Raw genomic sequence first — 17,507 nt, 5'->3', positions numbered from 1 at the left:
TCTTAAACCGTCTCAGCGCTCTCTGTTTTTTCCGGGAGCACGGATGTGCAGTGTGGGCACCGTGTCGCCTGTACCGGTATATCACTCAGGCAGTACGGGCATTTTTTCGTGGACGGGGCTGCCGGCTCCTGTTTCTTCTGCCCGAGCGCCATGATCTTATTGATGCCTTTGATCAGGCAGAACAGCACAAATGCCAGGATCAGGAAATTTAACAGGTCAGATGCGAATCTGGACGCAAACCTTACCAGGTCCCGGAGCGTGTACATCTCCGCCCGTGTCACAAGGTTCAGGATGGGATTGATAAAATTGTCCGTAAGAGATGTGACGATACCGGTAAAACCGCCGCCGATGATAACGCCGACCGCCATGTCCATCATATTCCCCCGAAGGGCGAATGCCTTAAATTCCTCAATAAATTTTTTCATTTGTCTCTCTCCTTTCATTTAAACTTTTGCAGGACTATTGGGGAAATTATAGCATACACGCCGTAAAAAAGGAAGGCGCCCTGCCACGGCTCTGTCTGCCCTCGGCTGCGCCCTCCCTTTCTTTCTCTTTCTTTTTCTTTCTTTAGTTTATCTGTTTTTTGCGTCTTTTTCTTTCCGCCCGAAGACCGCTTCCGCGATCAGGCAGAGCACAATGACCGCCGCCATGTCAGGCAGCGTATTCCCCACCGGGATATCCACGGTCATGAGCCACCGGTAGAAGATAAAACCGATCAGCCATATCACGAGATTTTTCCACTCAAAGTCTCCCGGATCTTTCTCTTTTTTCAGCAGGAACACATCCGCGATCTGCACTGCGATCATAGGCGCGAACACAGACCCGATGAGATAGAGGAAATCCGTGATATCATCCATCGGGAACAGGATCGCAGCCACAGTGCCGATGACGGTCACGATGATCCCCACATGTTTCCCTTTCAGCTTCGGGAAAACAGATTCCGACGAAACACCTGCAGAGTACGCATCCAGGAAGGTGGTTGTCACAGTGGAGAAGATCACGATCAGAAGCGCCGCGATCCCCAGCCCTGCTTTTACCATGATCACCGCGATATCTGACTCTCCTGTATAGATCGCCGCGCCCATGCCGATGACGTACATCCAGCAGCTCACCAGGCCGTAGACGATCACGCTGGCAGCAGTCGCCTTCACCGGCTTTTCCGCCTCCCGTGTATAATCGCTGATCACGGGCAGCCAGGAGAGCGGCATTGCCACGGAGAGTTCTACCGCCGCGCCGAAGCTCATGGCCTCACTGCCCAGGTCAGCCGCCGCGCCGGAATCTCCAAAGAAGATGACTCTGCACAGCAGGACCGTGAGCACAAAAAGCGCAGCCATGGCGACTGTATTGAGTTTCCCCAGATTGGTCACACCCACAGCGATCCACAGGATGATCAGTGCGCCGATCACAATGCACCACACCCATGCGCCGGTATTGAAGGTGCCGTTCGCAGCCAGAGCGCCGTCATAGATCATGATCGCTGTCCAGCCCACAAGCTGGAGCACATTCAGGACCGCGAACAGGAGCCCGCCTTTCTGGCCGAAGCTCATCTTTACAGTCTCCATGGCGCTCTTTCGCATCTTCCCGCCGATCAGCCCCGCGAAGAACATCATCAGGCAGCCGATCACATGGCCTGTGATGATCGCGGCAAGTCCCTTCTGGAATCCCAGAGGCGCCAGATACGTACCGGTCAGGATCTCCGCGATGGAGACTCCTGCGCCGAACCAGATCAGGCTGTTCTCAAATACAGAGGTACGTTTCGCTTCCATTCTTATACGCCCTCCTTTCCGTTCCCTGCGGATCCCGCTGCGCCGGATCCGGTCTGTTCAGCTGCCCTGTCAGATTCCTTTATGTATTCCCCGGAGATGTCAAAGGCGTGGTTCATAGGGCCGCTGCCCTTCCCCAGATCCAGCATAGCCCCAAGCGCGCCGGATATGTAAGCCTTTGCCCGCTCCACGGCTGTCTCCATGTCAAAGCCTTTCGCCAGGTTTGACGCGATGGCGCTGGACAGGGTGCAGCCCGTACCGTGGGTATTGGGATTATCGATGCGCTTCCCGTAAAACCAGCGGTGTTCCTCTCCCCGGCAGAGAAGGTCGTTTGCGTCGTTTAACTGATGTCCGCCTTTTAACAGCACGGCACAGTGATAGGTCCGGCTGATCTTTTCCGCCGCCTTTACCATATCCTCTTCTGTCTTCACTTCCATCCCGGAGAGCACTTCCGCCTCGGGAATATTCGGCGTCAGGATATCTGCCATGGGGAGAAGGGCTTCCTTCAGGGTCCCAATGGCGTCATCGCTGATCAGCTTTGCCCCGCTGGTCGCCACCATGACCGGGTCCACCACGATATTTTCCGCCTGATACTCTTTCAGTTTCTCAGCGATCGCGCGGATCAGCTCCGCGGAAGATACCATCCCGATCTTTACCGCGTCCGGGCGGATATCCGTGAAAATACAGTCGATCTGTTCTTTTAGAAATTCAGGAGATACCTCCATGATCCCTGTCACGCCGGTCGTATTCTGTGCAGTCAGTGCTGTGACCGCGCTCATGGCAAACACGCCGTTCGCGGTCATTGTCTTGATATCTGCCTGAATCCCGGCGCCTCCGCTGGAATCGCTCCCGGCGATCGTTAATGCTGTCTTCATTGTTCCTCATCCTTTCTTCTTTTGCATGTTTCTCAGCATTAATTTTATATAGCGGCAGAAAGTGGTGCCCCCGGCCTGCCGCTGAAAAGTGTCTGTCCTGTGCTTCCGCATCAGAGCGCAGACGCCCTTTTCCAGAATATGTTAAAATCCTGGAACTCCGGCAGATAGATATCCGCTGTGTTCCAGATGTGCGCAAGGTCTCTGTCATTCGCCCTGTCATAGACGCCGACCGTCTTAAATCCGGCTTTCTTCGCCGTGCGGATGGCATGGTAAGCGTCCTCAAAGACCAGGGTCTGCCCCGGATCTGTATCGAGCTGGAGCGCCGCGGCGTAATAGATGTCCGGCTCATTCTTACTGCTGCCGATCTCCGAACAGGTAAAGATCCCCTGGAAAAACCGCAGTACATTGAGCCTTTTCAGGGCTGCTTGCGCATTCTGCCTGTCCCCGGTCGTCGCGATCACCATGGGCACTCCTTTTTCGTGGAATTCGTTCAGGTACTGACGCACTCCTTCTTTGAGCGGCACCCGGCTGGCATAGAAGTCTTTCACCTCCCGGTTGACCCCTGCTATGACCTGTTCCGGAGCCAGGTCAAGGTGGTATGTTTCGGTCAGGTATTCCGCGCTCTGCTCCAGGCTCATTGTATACAGCTTTGTCCCCAGGTCCTTTTCCGCCTCGATCCCCAGATGCCGGAGATACAGCTCTCCCAGATTTTCCCAGACCGGCATCGAATTGAGCAGTACGCCGTCCACATCAAATATTACGCCTTTGATCATACCTCAGCTCTCCCTTAACATCTCTTCCGTGCGCGCTCTCAACTCCCGCGCGGCGCTCTCGATATCCTCCTGCGCGAAGACCGCGCTGATCACGGCGATCCCACAGATCCCGCACCCGGCAAGCTCCTTTACATTTTCCTTTGTGATCCCGCCGATGGCGATGACCGGGATGTCTACTGCCTCGCAGATCGCCTTTACTGTCTCGTGGCTCACTTCCACCGCATCTGCCTTGGAGCCTGTGGGGAATACCGCTCCCACTCCGAGATAGTCCGCCCCGTGCTCCTGGGCTTTGAGCGCCTGCTCCACGGTCTGGGCGGACACACCGATGATCTTGTCCGGCCCCAGCTTCCTGCGGACGTCCAGGGCTTCCATATCGCTCTGCCCTACATGGACTCCGTCCGCATTGATGGCTGCCGCGATCTCCACATTGTCATTGATCACAAAGGGCACTCCATAGCGGGCGCAGAGCTTCTGTATCTCCTTTGCTTCCTCGAGGAACGCAGCCTCATCCAGTGTCTTTTCCCTGAGCTGGACGAAGGTCACTCCGCCCTTTAACGCACGCTCTACCTGCTCATATAACGTATGCCCGCCAAGCCAGCTCCTGTCAGTCACTGCATAGAGGAGCAGGTCCTCTTCTCTGCACGCCGTATTATCTGATCTCATAGTCTGCCCCTTTCTCCAGGTCTTCTCCCGTCATGTTATAAATCGCGTCAATGATCCGGTTCCGATAGGTGGCATTGCCGTCGCCCTCCTGCATCCGGCTCCACCCGGTCTCGCCCGCAAGCCCCATCACGCACACAGCCGCTGCCGCCGCTTCCAGCCTGTCCTCGGGATTTGCCGTGACATAGGCTGTCATCATGCCGGAAAGCTGGCAGCCCGTCCCTGTGATCTTCCCCATCTCAGGGCGTCCATTCCGGATCACATAGCATTTCTCCCCGTCAGACACCAGGTCAATGGCTCCTGTCACCGCGATGATGCTGCCCGTCTCTTTTGCGAACCGCTTCACAAACTCCACTGCCTCGTCAAGATTCTCTTCTGTCACCGCGTCCGCTACGTCCGCGTCCACCCCTTTTGTGGTGCCGCTCCCGAGCGCAAGTGTCTTGATCTCGGAAATATTGCCCCGGATCACAGCGAGGTCTAATTCCCGCATCAGATCCAGCGCTGTATTTGTCCGCAGCGCGCTCGCCCCTGCCCCGACGGGGTCGAGGAGCACCGGGTGTCCCAGCTCATTCGCCTTCTTCCCCGCGCGGAACATGCCTTCGATACTTGTCTTGTGAAGTGTGCCGATATTGATATTCAGCCCGCCGCACACAGAAGTAATGTCCTCCACATCCTCCGCCTCATCGGACATGATCGGGCTTCCGCCGCAGGCGAGCAGCACATTTGCCACATCATTGACTGTGACATAGTTTGTGATATTATGTACCAGCGGTACTGTTTTCCTTACATTTTCCAGACAATTTTTAAACATCTCTGTTACCTCCTCTTCTGCTGAGCAGACGGGACCGGCAGGACAGATAAAACTGCTGTACAGATAAAAAAAGCGGGTGACCGCCTGAAATGGGGTACGCCCGCGCTGAGGTTCTGTATGTTCCCTACGTTGGCATTACCCAAATCAGGTGTCGGGTCGAGACATTCATTCTCCTCTCAGCCTGCTTGGTACGCAAGCTCCCCGTTTGATCTATCTGTTTTATTCTCTGTTATATATCCGTTTTATTCTTCCTTTTTGCCGTTTCCTCTTCTGCTTTCCCTGCCGGTCATCCTTTTGTCTTCTGTGTCTCTGTGTCCAGATTGCCGAGATAGATGTCAAATACCTTCATCTTCTTCATCGCTGTCACAAGGACTGCCGCGATGACCGTTCCGCCGCAGCTCGATACAAAGAACGGGATGACAAATCCGAACACTGCGCTCTCGCTTCCCATGATCAGGGTCGCGACCGGGTAGCTCAAAAGGCCGCCGATCACAGATGTGCCGAACAGCTCTCCCGCGTAGGCGAATGGCAGGTGCTTCCCGTATTTGTAAAGCAGTCCGCAGAGCAGCGCTCCGCACATAGAACCCGGGAATGCAAGAAGCGTCCCTGTCCCCATCAGGTTCCTGAGCAGGCTGGTCACAAAAGCCATACCCACCGCATATCCCGGGCCTAAGAACACGCCTCCAAGGATATTGATAAAGTGCTGGACAGGCGCGCATTTTGACGCTCCTACCGGGATCGACAGCGGTGAACACACGATCCCCACTGCCACAAGGATGCCCGCAAGGGCAAGTTTTCTTACGTTGACGTTTTTCATCACTGAACCTCCTGTACTTGTGCCGCCATGCTCTCCCGCCCAATATAACCTTACCAAAAGGACGGCGCGTCAACGACAGGGCTGACACTTAACGGTCGGCGCTTGCTGGCGCCCTCTCACTCCGGAACACGGATTCCCTCGCATGTGTTTTCGTACATTTCGTACAGCAGGGCTGTATTGATGTACAGTAAAACCCGGGACGGCGCTCCCCGCCCGGGAAAACCTGTTATTCGATTGTCCGGGGTTTATGTTACCACGTTCTTGCGATAAATGCAATAAGACCGTCCACAAGTACAGATTTACCCGTAACAGTTCAGCCATCGGGCTGCCCGTTCGAAAAATCATGCGGGCATGATTTTCTCTTCCGCGCAGCCTGATGGCTGAACTGTTACATTTACCCCACGGATATAACGGTCTCGATCACGAGGAAATTCTCTCCCCCCGCCTCGGGAAAGTGTCTGAAATGTGCCTCCGGATCCACTGCCTCCCATTTCTGTATTTCCAGTGACTCTCCTTCCTCTCTCCGGATATTTACCTGCTCTCTGTCACGGGGCGTCTCAAAGTAGGAGAAGAGAAGGTTTTCATGAAGGGAGATCATCTGATATCTGTCCCCGACGAGAAGCCCCTCTTCTACGATCGCCTGATGGTGGCACACATAGGAGAACAATTTTTCCGGGTACAGCACTGCGATCCTGCCGCACCGCTTATCCGGCGCTTTCTTCCGTCTCCACGTCTCCAGTCCTTTCGGCGTGTCAAACCAGAAGACCGGGTACATGTACGCCCAGTGTGTTTCTCCGGAAAGTTCCGGCCAGGTATGCAGGAGCGGCGCCATCTCCGGGAACCACTGCTCCGGGATCCCGGCCCAGTCCGTCTGACCTTCCCGGCCCGCTGCGCTGTCAGCTCCTTCATTTTCCCCTTTTGACACAGGTTCTTCTGTCACATATTCCATATAGAGGAATAAAAGCTCATTCCAGCGGAACATCCCGCCTGTCAGGAGACGTCCTTCCTGTTTTTCTTTTTCCATCTTCCGGCGGCATGCAGAGACAGCTTCTTCCAGTGCTGCCTCTGTCACGTCATTTTTCAGCGCCGCACGGTACTGAGCTCGTACGACCTGCTGTGCAGCCTGCTGCACATCTTGCCGTACATCCTGCTGTGCATCCCGCTTCATCATATCTGTCCTTTCCAGCCTTCCGGCAGGTACTTCTGCGTTGCCCTCAGCATGTCGTCTACGAGCTGCCGGACGTCGTTTTCTCCGCACTTTTTGCCTTTTACGAGCGGGTCGTTCAGGAACGCCTGTACCACTGCCTCCTTATCACAGCTAAGCGCTGCGCGGAGGATCGTACCGTGGTTTTCTACATGCGGCATAATAAGACCTCTGACATCTTCCGGGAGTTTCCCCGCGTAAAGCGGACGCACTGCATCCCGCTCAAATACTGCATTTGTCTCTACGACCGCATCAGCCGGGAGATTCGCGATCTGGAGCGCACTGTTGGGGATATTCACATTGCTGACCATCCGGGTCAGGCCGCAGAGCGCTTTGATCAGAAGGATGCCTTCTTCCCCTGTCGGCTTAAGTTCTACGCTCTCCCCGCCGCTCAAGAGTCTCCTGCTCTTTTCAAGCCGATCTTTCAGGTCTTCTTTTCTCCATGCCACAGTCGTCAGCCCGAACTTCCATTTCTTCACTGTCTCCGGGTCGTTCAGGTATTCGTCTCCCGGCATGAATTCCGCGAGATGGCGGTCGCCGGCAGCCGCTATCAGGCCAAAGCGGCGGAAAAGGTCAAATTTTACTCTGTGCGCGCAGGCGAAACAGGAATTTGCCCAGTTCATGTCCCGCTCATGGAATCCTTCCTCAAAATGCTTATCCACATATTCCCTGTAGACCGGGAACAGATCCATCCCCATGTAGGAAGCATAGTCAAACCATGTGAAATGATTGATGCCCAGCACATTGACATGGATATCTTCTCTCCTGATGTCCTGAAGCCCGTACTCCTCTTCCAGGATGCCTTTCAGCACCTTCTGTGTGCCGAACACTTCGTGGCAGCATCCGAACGCTTTGATCTCCGGGAACGTGTGATACAGCGTCTTCACGCACAGGGACATAGGGTTTGTATAATTGATGACCCATGCCTCAGGAGCGTATTCTTTTACAGCCTCAGCGATCTCCACGAACATAGGGATCGTGCGGAGCGCCCGCATCATGCCGCCCGGTCCCGCCGTATCTCCCACTGACTGCCAGATCCCCAGACGTTCCGGGAGATGCACATCTGCTTCCATCTCATCAAATGTACCCGGAAGGATGGAGATCACTGCAAAATCAGCTCCTGTGAGTGCTTCTCCCAGGGTGGCGCAGGTCCTGTATTCCCACTTTCCTTTTGCATCCTCTCTTGCACTGACCGCATTGCCGATCACCTCGTTTGCCTCTGCTGCCTCTCTGTCAATATCATACAGCCGGATCGTACCGCTCATGTCCGGCTCCAGCGCCAGGTCTGTCATAAAAGTCCACGCCCATCCGCGGGATCCGCCCCCGATATAAGCGATCTGCACATCCTGTACCGTTTTGTCTTTATACTTCATCTTCTTCTCCTCTCCGCATCTCAGCCGGGGATCCCCTGCCTCCTGCCTTTTTTATTTTTCTATCGATTATTATAAAAAAATATCGTATAATAATCTCACACGATATTGCTTATTTTATAATTATTCATACGATATTGACTTTCTTTTCCAAAAGATACTTTAGGGATACCCGGCAGATGCTCTGTGGCTATTTGGGGGGCGCTTTGCGGGGGCTTTGTGGATGCTTTTGGAATGTTTTTAAAGGAGCTGCCATGCAGAATATACTTTTTGAAGGATCCATAAAAGGCCTGTATATCAGCCGGATCGTCCGGGATTTTGAGTATACAATGTCTGACGTACATATCCACTATAATGACTATGAAGTCTATTATCTCCTTGAGGGAGAGCGGCGCTATTTTATCGGGACGAAAATCTATCATCTGAAACAGGGCAGCCTTGTCTTTATCCGGCGCAATGTGATCCACAAGACCGCCCTTTCCAGAGAAGCCCACCACGACCGTATCCTTCTGGAAATCTCCCACTCTTATCTTGAGTCTGTGTTTGCCGCCACAGATGAACTGTCCCTGCCGGAATATTTCCGGGATGACTGTATCGTCCTGTCTCTGGACAGCAGTGAGCAGGAATTTGTAAAAGGTCTCCTCCTCGAAACAGGCAGGGAGCTGAAGGCAAAAGACTGCGGATTCCGCCTGCTCGTCCAAAGCCTGGTCGCGGAACTGTTCGTTTTTGCCAAGCGGTGGGAAAACAAAGCAAACTCCGCCGCATCCTCCCGCACCGACGATCCCCGCCACAGGCAGATAGAACAGATAGCATGCTATATAGCGGATAACTGCTGTTCCCCGCTCTCTCTCAGCTCCATAGCTGAACATTTTTATATGAACAAATGCTATTTAAGCCGGATCTTCAAGGAGGTCACCGGATTTACAGTGACCGGATACCTGCACGCCCGCCGGATCCAGAAAGCACGCACTCTGCTGGTGCAGGGCTCCATGAATATCTCTGAGATATCCGAAGCCGCAGGATACGAAAACCTGACTTATTTTGAGCGGGTGTTCAGGAAACACACCGGGATGTCACCTCTGGAATACCGAAAAGTGCACATAAAAAATGCAAGGGGTCGGAGGATTTCGGGGGATATTTTCTGAGTATTCAGAAAATATCCCTTGAAATCCTCCGACCCCTTACACTTTTTAAAGGTTGCCAAGCAGTTTATCAATACTTACAAGTTTTACGCTGAGGACAAAGATATCTGCTGCAACGGCAAGCTCTTCCGGCGTCGGGTAGGACGGCGCGATACGGATGTTGCTGTCGTGCGGATCCTTTCCGTACGGGAAGGTAGCGCCGGCGCCTGTCATCACGAGCCCTGCCTCTTTTGCCTTTGCCACGATTGCCTTCGCGCATCCTTCCATCGCGTCAAAGGAGATGAAATATCCGCCCAGCGGCTTGATCCAGGAGCCAATGCCCAGACCGCCCAGCTCTCTCTCCAGCACTTCGATGACTGCCTCGAACTTCGGGCGCATGATGTCCGCGTGTTTCTTCATGTGCTCTACGATGCCGTGCACATCCTTGAAGAAGCGCACGTGGCGGAGCTGGTTTACCTTGTCGTGGCCAATTGTCTGGAACTTCAGCATATCGCGGATGTCTTTTAAGTTCGCCTCTGACGCCGCGATCGCCGCGATACCGGAGCCCGGGAAGCTGATCTTGGACGTGGAGGAGAACTTATATACCATATCCGGATTGCCGGCCTTCTTACACTCGCTTAAGATCTCGATCAGATAATCCTGCTTATCCTCATACAGATGGTGTACGCAGTATGCATTATCCCAGTAGATACGGAAATCTTCCGCCGCCGGTTTCAGGTTCGCGAAGCGGAATACCGTCTCGTCAGAGTATGTGATGCCCTGCGGGTTGGAATACTTCGGCACGCACCAGATCCCTTTGATCGCCGGGTCTTCGCTGACCAGCTTTTCTACCATATCCATATCCGGTCCTGTGGGAGTCATGGGGACATTGATCATCTCAATACCAAAGTGCTCTGTAATGGCAAAATGTCTGTCATATCCCGGCACCGGGCACAGGAATTTCACCTTGTCAAGCCTGCACCACGGCGTGCTTCCCATCACTCCGTGGGTCATTGCCCTCGCCACGGTGTCATACATCACGTTCAGGCTGGAGTTCCCGAAGATGATCACATTGTCCTTCGGCACTTCCATCATGTCGGCAAGAAGCTGCTTTGCCTCTGTGATCCCATCAAGCCCGCCGTAATTGCGGCAGTCCACTCCGTCCTCGCAGATCAGGTTCGCGCTGCTGTTGAGCACATCCATCATACCCATGGACAGGTTGAGCTGCTCAGCGGACGGCTTTCCTCTGGACATATCCAGCTTCAGCCCTCTTGCCTTTACTTCTGTAAACTGAGCCTCAAGCCCGTTTTTCAGTTCCAATAACTCTTCTTTACTTAAATCTTTGTACGCAGTCATCGCAGGACTCCTCCACTTTCTTTTTTACTCACTGTCTGCTATTGTATATAATTTATGACAGTTCGTCAATCCTTTCCTGCATTATTTTATTTTTTATCAACGCATTTTCAGGGAAAAAGGATTTGTTTTTGAAATTTCATTTCCTCATTCATTCATTTTTTCATTCATTTTCCTGTTCACTTTCCCCTTCACTTAGCAGGTTTTCTTTGATCCTCAGAAGCTGACCCGCCAGTTGTCTGATCTCTTCTTCGCGAAATCCGCTGCATATCATTTGTTCGATCTCTGCAAATCCGATCCTCACTGCCTCTGCCTTTTCCCTGCCCTCTTCTGTCAGGCTGATCCGGCAGGAACGCCTGCAGTCCGGGTCTCTCTCCCTTATGATCAGCCCCTGTTTCTGCAGTTTATCCAGCGTCCTGGACATGGTCGTCACATCCAGCATGCACGCGTCCGCGATCTCCTTCTGGGTGACCGCCGGATGGGCGTCCACAAATACAAGGATCCTCGCCTGCCCCTGCCCGGGCGTCAGACTAATCCCCAGCAGGAATTCCTGCACCCTCTTTCTCTTGATCAGTTCGATCTGAAATAAAATTTCCCTCAACTGCTGTCCCATCTTCTATCCCTTCTATTCTAATTCGTACATTCCTGTATAGAGCTGGTAATACCGTCCCTTCTGTTCCAGCAGCTCCTCGTGGTCTCCTCTCTCGATGATCATCCCGTGCTCCAGTACCATGATCGCTTTGGAATTGCGGACTGTCGAAAGCCTGTGCGCGATCACGAACACGGTCCTGCCTTCCATGATCGCATCCATGCCCTTCTCGATCAGCCGCTCTGTCCTCGTATCGATAGAGGATGTCGCCTCATCCAGGATGAGCACCGGCGGATGCGCCACCGCTGCCCTTGCAATTGCGAGAAGCTGCCTCTGCCCCTGGGAGAGATTGCTCCCGTCGCTGTAAAGCATGGTCCGGTAACCGTCCGGGAGCCTGCGGATAAAGGAATCCGCATTGGCAAGCCTCGCCGCCTCTGCCACCTCTTCGTCCGTGGCCGACAGATTCCCATAGCGGATATTGTCAGTGATCGTACCGGTAAACAGATGGGTGTCCTGTATGACCATGGCAAGGGAACGCCTCAGGTCATCCTTCCGGATATCCCTGATGTCGATCCCGTCATAGAGGATCCGCCCGCCCTGGATCTCATAAAACCGGTTGATCAGGTTGATGATCGTTGTCTTCCCTGCTCCGGTAGAGCCCACAAACGCGATCTTCTGGCCGGGCTTTGCATACAGGCTGATCCCGTCCAGCACCTTCTGATCCGGCACATAGCCAAAGGTCACATTTTCAAACCTCACGTCCCCCTTTAACGGAGTCATCTTCCCCCTCTCGTCCTGCCATGCATACGCGTACCCGATCCTGCCGTTTTCTCCTGTTTTCTCCGTGCGGACAAGTCGCACCTTCCCTTCATCGATCTCCGGCTCCTCGTGCATCATCTCAAAAATCCTCTCAGCCCCTGCCAGGGCGGACAGGATGAAGTTCACCTGCTGCGTGAACTGGTTCAGCGGCATCGCGCTCTGCCGCACATAGACAAGGTAAGCGGCAAGGCTTCCCAGGTCCATCATCCCCGCAATGGCCAGCAGCCCGCCTGCGCAGGCGGACACCGCATAGTTTGCGTACGACAGGGACACAATGCTCGGCACCATCATCCCGGAGTACCCGAGAGCCTTAGTGGACGCCCGCCGCAGCGCCTCGTTTTTCTCCCGGAATACTTTCATGTCCTCTTCTTCGTGGTTAAAGACTTTCTCCACCTTCTGCCCAGCAGCCATCTCTTCCACAAAGCCATTGATATCCGCAAGGAACGCCTGCTGCCTGTCATAATACTCTTTGCTCCGTCTCCCGTTCCATTTAATGAAAAAGAACATGATACACAGGAACACGATCACGATCAGAGACATATTGACGTTGAGCACGAGGAGCATGACCACAGTGCCTGTCAGAGTCAGCGAGCTCTGGATCACCATGGTGAAACTGTTGTTGAGCGCCTCCTGCACGGTATCCACGTCATTGGTAAACCGGCTCATCAGCTCTCCGTGCGTATGGGCGTCAAAATACTTTAACGGCAGCTTCTGCACATGGGCAAAGAGATCCCGGCGGATATCTGCCACCACCTTCTGGGAAGTCTTTACCATCAGCCTGTTATATCCGAAAGTAGACAGCGCGCCGCACAGGTACATGATCCCCATTCCGACGAGAGCATAGATGAGCCCTCTGATATCCCCGGGCAGGATAAACTGATTGATCACAGGTTTCAGAAGGTACGTGCCCGCCACGTTTGCCCCTGTGCTTATAAACACGAGCACCGCCACAAGAAGCAGGAGCCACTTGTGATACCCCATGTAGTGAAATAATTCCCCGAGCGCTTTCTTAGTATTTTTCGGGCGTTTATATCCGGTATATCTGGCCATTACAGATCCGCTCCTTCCTTCTGGGAATCATAGATCTCCTGATAGATCTTATTGCCAGCCAGCAGTTCCTCGTGGGTGCCGATGCCCCGGATCTTCCCGTCGTCCAGCACCACGATCTGGTCCGCGTGCCGCACGGAGGAAATCCTCTGGGCGATGATGATCTTCGTCATATCCGGCAGCTTCTGCGCGAGCTGCTCCCTTATCCGCGCCTCTGTGGCAGTATCCACCGCGCTCGTGGAATCGTCCAGGATCAGCACCTTCGGTTTCTTCAGGATCGCCCGAGCGATGCAGAGACGCTGCTTCTGCCCGCCGGACACATTCACTCCGCCCTGGCCCATCTCCGTATCATACCCTTTCTCCAGACGCCCGATAAATTCGTCCGCCCCGGCGATCCGGCAGGCTTCCTCTACCTCTTCCCGGGAAGCGGCGCTGTCTCCCCACAGCAGGTTTTCCATCAGCGTCCCGGAAAAGAGCGTATTTTTCTGGAGGACCACCGCCACCGCGTCACGCAGATGTTTCAGCGGATACCGCTCCACCGGCTGTCCGTCGATGAGCAGCTCTCCGGCAGAGATATCATAAAGCCGCGGTATGAGCTGGACAAGAGTTGTCTTCGCGGACCCTGTCTGGCCGACGATCCCCACGGTCTGGCCCGCCCGGATGTGCAGGCTGATATCCGAGAGCACATATTCCGCCGCTTCCTTCTTATATTTAAAGTAGACATGCCTGAACTCGATCTCGCCCCTGGTGACCTCGATATCCTGCGCCTTGTCTTCTTTGATGTCGATCTCTTCATCCAGCACTTCGATGATCCTCTTCCCGGACGCAAGGGAGCGCGTGAGCATGAGGAAAATATTGGAGATCATCATCAGGGAATTCAGGATCTGGAGCACATAGCTTAAAAATCCGGTCAACTCTCCCACCTGCATGGTCCCCACGCGGATCATGCCCCCGCCGAACCAGAGGATGCTGATGATCGTGCCGTACATGACGAACTGCATCGCCGCCATATTCGTCATGGCGAGCTTAAACGCCCGCTCAGACTGGGTCTGGAGATTCGTGTTTACCTCCCCGAACTTTTGGATCTCATACTCTCCTCTTACATAAGCCTTGACTACCCGGACCGCTGTCAGGTTCTCCTGGATGATCCGGTTCACCAGGTCGATGGCTCCCTGCATCTTCGCGTACAGGGGACGCACATTTTTTATGATCAGGTACAGACAGATCCCAAGCGTCGGCAGCGCCACAAGAAACACGACCGCCAGTCTGGCATTGATCGAAAAGGCCACCGCCGTGGCCGCCACCAGCATGACAGGCCCCCTGCACGCCGGGCGCAGCCCGCCGGAGATACTGTTCTGAATATTAGTCACATCACTGGTCATCCTTGTCACAAGGGAAGAGATCTGGAAGTGGTCCACATTGGCAAAAGAAAACTGCTGGAATTTCGCATATTCCGCTTCTCTTAAGTTCGCGCCCAGCCCCTGGCCCGCAATGGCAGAGAACTTCGCGCTCCCGATCCCGAGGAGAAGGGCAAGACCCGCGCACACGAGCATCCAGGCGCCCTGCTGGAAAATATATCCGCGGTCCCCTTCTGCGACGCCGATATCCACGATATTTGCCATGATCAGAGGGATCAGAAGCTCAAAAAGCGACTCCGCAGTAATGCACAGAGCCGCAAAGACCAGATATTTTTTATATTTCCCGGAATAAGAAAAGATCCGCCGTATCATAGTGAGCACACACCTTTCATAAATCTGAGGGCAGTAAGAGGCAGGGTGCCGCAGACAGCCTCGCCCAGAATAGAAATATCTTACTGCCGCACAACAGTTGTATATGCAACTATTGTATGCACAACCACTATGATTTGTCAATCCAGATCAGTCAGATAATCTGAAAATACCTCAACGCTTTCCCGATCCCGTCATTGTCCACGCTGTCAGTGACATAGTCCGCACTTTTTTTCACTATGTCATCCGCATTTCCCATTGCGATACCAATGCCGGCAGCCTCCAGCATTTCTATATCGTTTTCTCCGTCTCCGAATGCCATGGTCTCCCGGGGCAGGATGTTGTTTCTCTCTAAGTACTGCTTTATTCCCACCACTTTTCCGCCCCCGCGGGAAATAATATCCACTGCCCTGTCATTCCACCGCGTGATCCTGCAGTCCGGCAGGATACTTTTCAGTTCGCCTTCTTTCTCTTTCTCCACATAAGCAATTGCCTGATAGATCTCGCCCCCGCCGTATTCTCCTGTGTCTGGTACGTCTGAGGAAATCTCTCTCTGCGCCTTTTCAACCTCTTTGTTCACGAAATTGATATACATTCTGTCCTTCTCCACCAGAAGAACCGGGACGTCAAAAAAAACAACTTTTATCATTTCTTCTCCTTACATTCTCTCCTGCTTTATCCGTCTTGCAGTAATTTCCAGGACATATGTTATCATCATTCTTTTTTATGCGCAAGCCAGTGCAGGGAACGCATCTGCTTCCCGGTACGATAACGATCACAGCTTTTCCAGACCTTGTTTTTATCAGGCTTCAAGTATTTAGAAATTTTTCTAAATACTTGTTGACTTTTCTTTTTCTCCGATGTATATAGTATTTAGAAATATTTCTAAATACTTTTATAACTCATCATCAAAGAAAGAGGTGATCTGTTGAGCTTTGCGGAGACTTTTAAAGCATTATCAGATCCCGTAAGACGGCAGATACTGGAACTGCTGAAGGACGGCAGGCTCTCAGCCGGAAAGATCGCAGGGCATTTCGACATGACCCAGGCTACTGTATCCTACCATCTGAAAATCCTGAAGCAGGCAGACCTGATCCGTGAGACACGGGAAAAAAATTTTGTTTTTTATGAGCTGAATCTGACGGTCCTGGAAGAAATCATGATGTGGCTGTCAGAGCTGAAAGGAGAGACCTGATTTATGAAAAACTATAAAAAAACAATCATCATCACCACGCTGGTTACACTGCTCCCGATCCTCCTCGGGGTCATCCTCTGGGAAAAGCTTCCCGACAGCATCGCTACCCACTGGGGAGCGGACGGTCAGGCAGACGGCTGGTCAAACAAGGCTTTCGCCGTATTCGGGCTGCCCTGTATACTCGCAGCCATCCATCTTTTTTCTGTCTGCATCATGCTCAATGACCCTAAGAGAAAAAACATCCACAAAAAGCCGCTGACCCTGGTATTTTGGATCGTACCTGTCGTCTCCTTCGTGGCCAATGGTTTTACCTACATGGCTGCCCTGGGATCAGATATAGATATCAGCCTTATCATCTCTATATTAGTGGGAGTCCTGTGTATCATGCTTGGGAATTACATGCCCAAACTCCAGCAGAACTATACCGTGGGCATTAAACTCCCCTGGACACTGAACAGCGCTGAGAACTGGAACCGGACACACCGCCTCGGCGGGAAGCTTTTCATAGTGGGCGGGATCCTGATCGCGGTCAGCGGTTTTCTTTCTCCATTTCTCGGAGAAACCGCGGGGATCGTCATAATGCTTGGGGTCATCCTGCTGTGCACTCTGGTTCCGGCAGGGTATTCGTTCTGGCTCTTCAAAAGAGGGGTTTAAATCTGTATTTGTGGGGGCGCCTTCCTTGTGAATATGACGTCCGAAAACCGTCGGTTTGTTGCAGGACGTTTTCGCGGCGGACGGGGATATGGCTTGGGTTCCGGTTCCGTAATCCGGGAAAGACGTAAAAGGGGCCGGTTTTCTGGGTTCATCCGATCGGAAGGTCCCCGCAGGCAAATGCAGGATTTCGAAAGTTGGATGAAAGGGGAGCTTCTGTGGCGAAACAGGAAGATTTATTAATCGGAAGGGACCGCGGACTTCCGGGAGGGGATTAGCCGTTCGATTTGGCCCAGCAAGCTGTGCCTCTCTTGTGATAGAATTCTGCCGGCTGGGGGAAGGTTATCTTTTGGCTGGGAAATCCTCTTCGCTGTAAGTTTCTCCCGACCAGAGTAGTTTTATCTTTTGTCGGGAAAGTTCCCTTCTCGCCGCGTTTTGAAATGCTGCATTTGTCGGGGGACTTCCGGCTTGAGTAAACCAGAAAACAGCGAAGCGCCTTTTCGAAAACCCTTCAGCACGGGTGTGTGGGTGACTGAGGTGACTGCGGAGGGGCTTGAAAAAACTTGAAATCCGGAACTATGCGTTGAAAGCAGCAGGGGGCTTGTCTGAGCCAAAGGCGAGTTGCTCCCTGCTGCTTTCTGCCTTTAGCATAGTCCCGGATTTCTTAGTTTTTGCTGCCACGGAGCCCCGGAGCCGAAGCCACCCACACACCCGTGCTGAATACGTCTTCTA

Annotated in this window: 17 protein-coding genes; 3 read left to right on the top strand and 14 right to left on the bottom strand. The window is 53.2% G+C overall.

Annotated elements, in window-relative coordinates; translation table 11 throughout:
* Window positions 1–2: 2 nt before the first annotated feature.
* The 9 genes from mscL to B5G27_RS12445 all read right to left on the bottom strand — a co-directional run bounded on the left by mscL (window position 3) and on the right by B5G27_RS12445 (window position 8,276).
* Complete coding sequence (gene mscL / locus B5G27_RS12485) at window positions 3–425, bottom strand: large conductance mechanosensitive channel protein MscL (RefSeq protein WP_087179196.1); 423 nt, start codon at window positions 423–425, stop codon at window positions 3–5.
* A gap of 147 nt (window positions 426–572) precedes the next feature.
* Window positions 573–1,766: a putative hydroxymethylpyrimidine transporter CytX gene (gene cytX / locus B5G27_RS12480; RefSeq protein WP_087179195.1), complete on the bottom strand. Its 1,194-nt coding sequence runs from the start codon at window positions 1,764–1,766 to the stop codon at window positions 573–575.
* A 2-nt stretch (window positions 1,767–1,768) separates the two neighbouring features.
* Window positions 1,769–2,638 carry a bifunctional hydroxymethylpyrimidine kinase/phosphomethylpyrimidine kinase gene (gene thiD, locus B5G27_RS12475; protein ID WP_087179194.1) on the bottom strand — a complete coding sequence of 290 codons (870 nt, stop codon included), beginning with the start codon at window positions 2,636–2,638 and terminating at the stop codon, window positions 1,769–1,771.
* A gap of 110 nt (window positions 2,639–2,748) precedes the next feature.
* Window positions 2,749–3,411 (bottom strand): HAD family hydrolase, encoded by a 663-nt coding sequence (locus B5G27_RS12470; protein ID WP_087179193.1) that lies wholly within the window; start codon window positions 3,409–3,411, stop codon window positions 2,749–2,751.
* A 3-nt stretch (window positions 3,412–3,414) separates the two neighbouring features.
* Window positions 3,415–4,074, bottom strand: a complete 660-nt coding sequence (gene thiE / locus B5G27_RS12465; protein WP_087179192.1) for a thiamine phosphate synthase — start codon at window positions 4,072–4,074, stop codon at window positions 3,415–3,417.
* On the bottom strand, window positions 4,061–4,882 hold the full coding sequence (thiM, locus tag B5G27_RS12460) for a hydroxyethylthiazole kinase (protein WP_087179191.1): 822 nt from the start codon (window positions 4,880–4,882) through the stop codon (window positions 4,061–4,063). The genes thiE and thiM overlap by 14 nt, the downstream gene beginning before the upstream one ends.
* 286 nt (window positions 4,883–5,168) lie before the next feature.
* Window positions 5,169–5,699 carry an energy coupling factor transporter S component ThiW gene (gene thiW, locus B5G27_RS12455; RefSeq protein WP_087179190.1) on the bottom strand — a complete coding sequence of 177 codons (531 nt, stop codon included), beginning with the start codon at window positions 5,697–5,699 and terminating at the stop codon, window positions 5,169–5,171.
* Between the two features lie 394 nt (window positions 5,700–6,093).
* On the bottom strand, window positions 6,094–6,870 hold the full coding sequence (locus B5G27_RS12450; RefSeq protein WP_087179189.1) for a hypothetical protein: 777 nt from the start codon (window positions 6,868–6,870) through the stop codon (window positions 6,094–6,096).
* Window positions 6,867–8,276 carry a family 4 glycosyl hydrolase gene (locus B5G27_RS12445; protein ID WP_087179188.1) on the bottom strand — a complete coding sequence of 470 codons (1,410 nt, stop codon included), beginning with the start codon at window positions 8,274–8,276 and terminating at the stop codon, window positions 6,867–6,869. The genes B5G27_RS12450 and B5G27_RS12445 overlap by 4 nt, the downstream gene beginning before the upstream one ends.
* A 251-nt stretch (window positions 8,277–8,527) precedes the next feature.
* Here B5G27_RS12445 and B5G27_RS12440 point away from each other — a divergent pair, with 251 nt between their 5' ends.
* Entirely contained in the window at window positions 8,528–9,418 is an 891-nt protein-coding gene (locus B5G27_RS12440) for an AraC family transcriptional regulator (RefSeq protein WP_162611248.1), read from the top strand.
* 45 nt (window positions 9,419–9,463) lie between these two features.
* Here B5G27_RS12440 and B5G27_RS12435 read toward each other — a convergent pair whose 3' ends face one another.
* The 5 genes from B5G27_RS12435 to B5G27_RS12415 all read right to left on the bottom strand — a co-directional run bounded on the left by B5G27_RS12435 (window position 9,464) and on the right by B5G27_RS12415 (window position 15,578).
* The gene (locus B5G27_RS12435; RefSeq protein WP_087179186.1) at window positions 9,464–10,750 is read right to left on the bottom strand and encodes an aminotransferase class I/II-fold pyridoxal phosphate-dependent enzyme; all 1,287 of its coding nucleotides are present in this window, start codon (window positions 10,748–10,750) and stop codon (window positions 9,464–9,466) included.
* A gap of 160 nt (window positions 10,751–10,910) precedes the next feature.
* Window positions 10,911–11,360 (bottom strand): MarR family winged helix-turn-helix transcriptional regulator, encoded by a 450-nt coding sequence (locus B5G27_RS12430; RefSeq protein WP_087179185.1) that lies wholly within the window; start codon window positions 11,358–11,360, stop codon window positions 10,911–10,913.
* A 12-nt stretch (window positions 11,361–11,372) separates the two neighbouring features.
* Window positions 11,373–13,205, bottom strand: a complete 1,833-nt coding sequence (locus tag B5G27_RS12425; protein ID WP_087179184.1) for an ABC transporter ATP-binding protein — start codon at window positions 13,203–13,205, stop codon at window positions 11,373–11,375.
* Complete coding sequence (locus B5G27_RS12420; protein ID WP_087179183.1) at window positions 13,205–14,932, bottom strand: ABC transporter ATP-binding protein; 1,728 nt, start codon at window positions 14,930–14,932, stop codon at window positions 13,205–13,207. Before B5G27_RS12420 ends, B5G27_RS12425 begins: the two co-directional genes overlap by 1 nt.
* 151 nt (window positions 14,933–15,083) lie before the next feature.
* Window positions 15,084–15,578, bottom strand: coding sequence for an HAD hydrolase family protein (locus B5G27_RS12415; protein ID WP_087179182.1), 495 nt, complete (start codon window positions 15,576–15,578; stop codon window positions 15,084–15,086).
* Window positions 15,579–15,857: 279 nt separating this feature from the next.
* Here B5G27_RS12415 and B5G27_RS12410 point away from each other — a divergent pair, with 279 nt between their 5' ends.
* Window positions 15,858–16,124 carry an autorepressor SdpR family transcription factor gene (locus tag B5G27_RS12410; RefSeq protein WP_087179181.1) on the top strand — a complete coding sequence of 89 codons (267 nt, stop codon included), beginning with the start codon at window positions 15,858–15,860 and terminating at the stop codon, window positions 16,122–16,124.
* A gap of 3 nt (window positions 16,125–16,127) precedes the next feature.
* Window positions 16,128–16,778, top strand: a complete 651-nt coding sequence (locus tag B5G27_RS12405) for an SdpI family protein (protein ID WP_087179180.1) — start codon at window positions 16,128–16,130, stop codon at window positions 16,776–16,778.
* The last annotated feature ends 729 nt before the right edge of the window (window positions 16,779–17,507 follow it).

Source organism: Lachnoclostridium sp. An76 (assembly GCF_002161355.1).
In the GTDB taxonomy this organism is placed as follows: Bacteria; Bacillota; Clostridia; order Lachnospirales; family Lachnospiraceae; genus Mediterraneibacter; species Mediterraneibacter caccavium.
Note: the sequence above shows the minus strand (reverse complement) of the source record. Positions and strands in the feature narration are given on the sequence as shown.

Bases quoted from the DNA above. Each gene is read 5' to 3' on its own strand.
- mscL (WP_087179196.1), bottom strand. From the start codon at position 425: ATGAAAAAATTTATTGAGGAATTTAAGGCATTCGCCCTTCGGGGGAAT.
- cytX (WP_087179195.1), bottom strand. From the start codon at position 1,766: ATGGAAGCGAAACGTACCTCTGTATTTGAGAACAGCCTGATCTGGTTC.
- thiD (WP_087179194.1), bottom strand. From the start codon at position 2,638: ATGAAGACAGCATTAACGATCGCCGGGAGCGATTCCAGCGGAGGCGCC.
- B5G27_RS12470 (WP_087179193.1), bottom strand. From the start codon at position 3,411: ATGATCAAAGGCGTAATATTTGATGTGGACGGCGTACTGCTCAATTCG.
- thiE (WP_087179192.1), bottom strand. From the start codon at position 4,074: ATGAGATCAGATAATACGGCGTGCAGAGAAGAGGACCTGCTCCTCTAT.
- thiM (WP_087179191.1), bottom strand. From the start codon at position 4,882: ATGTTTAAAAATTGTCTGGAAAATGTAAGGAAAACAGTACCGCTGGTA.
- thiW (WP_087179190.1), bottom strand. From the start codon at position 5,699: ATGAAAAACGTCAACGTAAGAAAACTTGCCCTTGCGGGCATCCTTGTG.
- B5G27_RS12450 (WP_087179189.1), bottom strand. From the start codon at position 6,870: ATGATGAAGCGGGATGCACAGCAGGATGTACGGCAAGATGTGCAGCAG.
- B5G27_RS12445 (WP_087179188.1), bottom strand. From the start codon at position 8,276: ATGAAGTATAAAGACAAAACGGTACAGGATGTGCAGATCGCTTATATC.
- B5G27_RS12440 (WP_162611248.1), top strand. From the start codon at position 8,528: ATGCAGAATATACTTTTTGAAGGATCCATAAAAGGCCTGTATATCAGC.
- B5G27_RS12435 (WP_087179186.1), bottom strand. From the start codon at position 10,750: ATGACTGCGTACAAAGATTTAAGTAAAGAAGAGTTATTGGAACTGAAA.
- B5G27_RS12430 (WP_087179185.1), bottom strand. From the start codon at position 11,360: ATGGGACAGCAGTTGAGGGAAATTTTATTTCAGATCGAACTGATCAAG.
- B5G27_RS12425 (WP_087179184.1), bottom strand. From the start codon at position 13,205: ATGGCCAGATATACCGGATATAAACGCCCGAAAAATACTAAGAAAGCG.
- B5G27_RS12420 (WP_087179183.1), bottom strand. From the start codon at position 14,932: ATGATACGGCGGATCTTTTCTTATTCCGGGAAATATAAAAAATATCTG.
- B5G27_RS12415 (WP_087179182.1), bottom strand. From the start codon at position 15,578: ATGATAAAAGTTGTTTTTTTTGACGTCCCGGTTCTTCTGGTGGAGAAG.
- B5G27_RS12405 (WP_087179180.1), top strand. From the start codon at position 16,128: ATGAAAAACTATAAAAAAACAATCATCATCACCACGCTGGTTACACTG.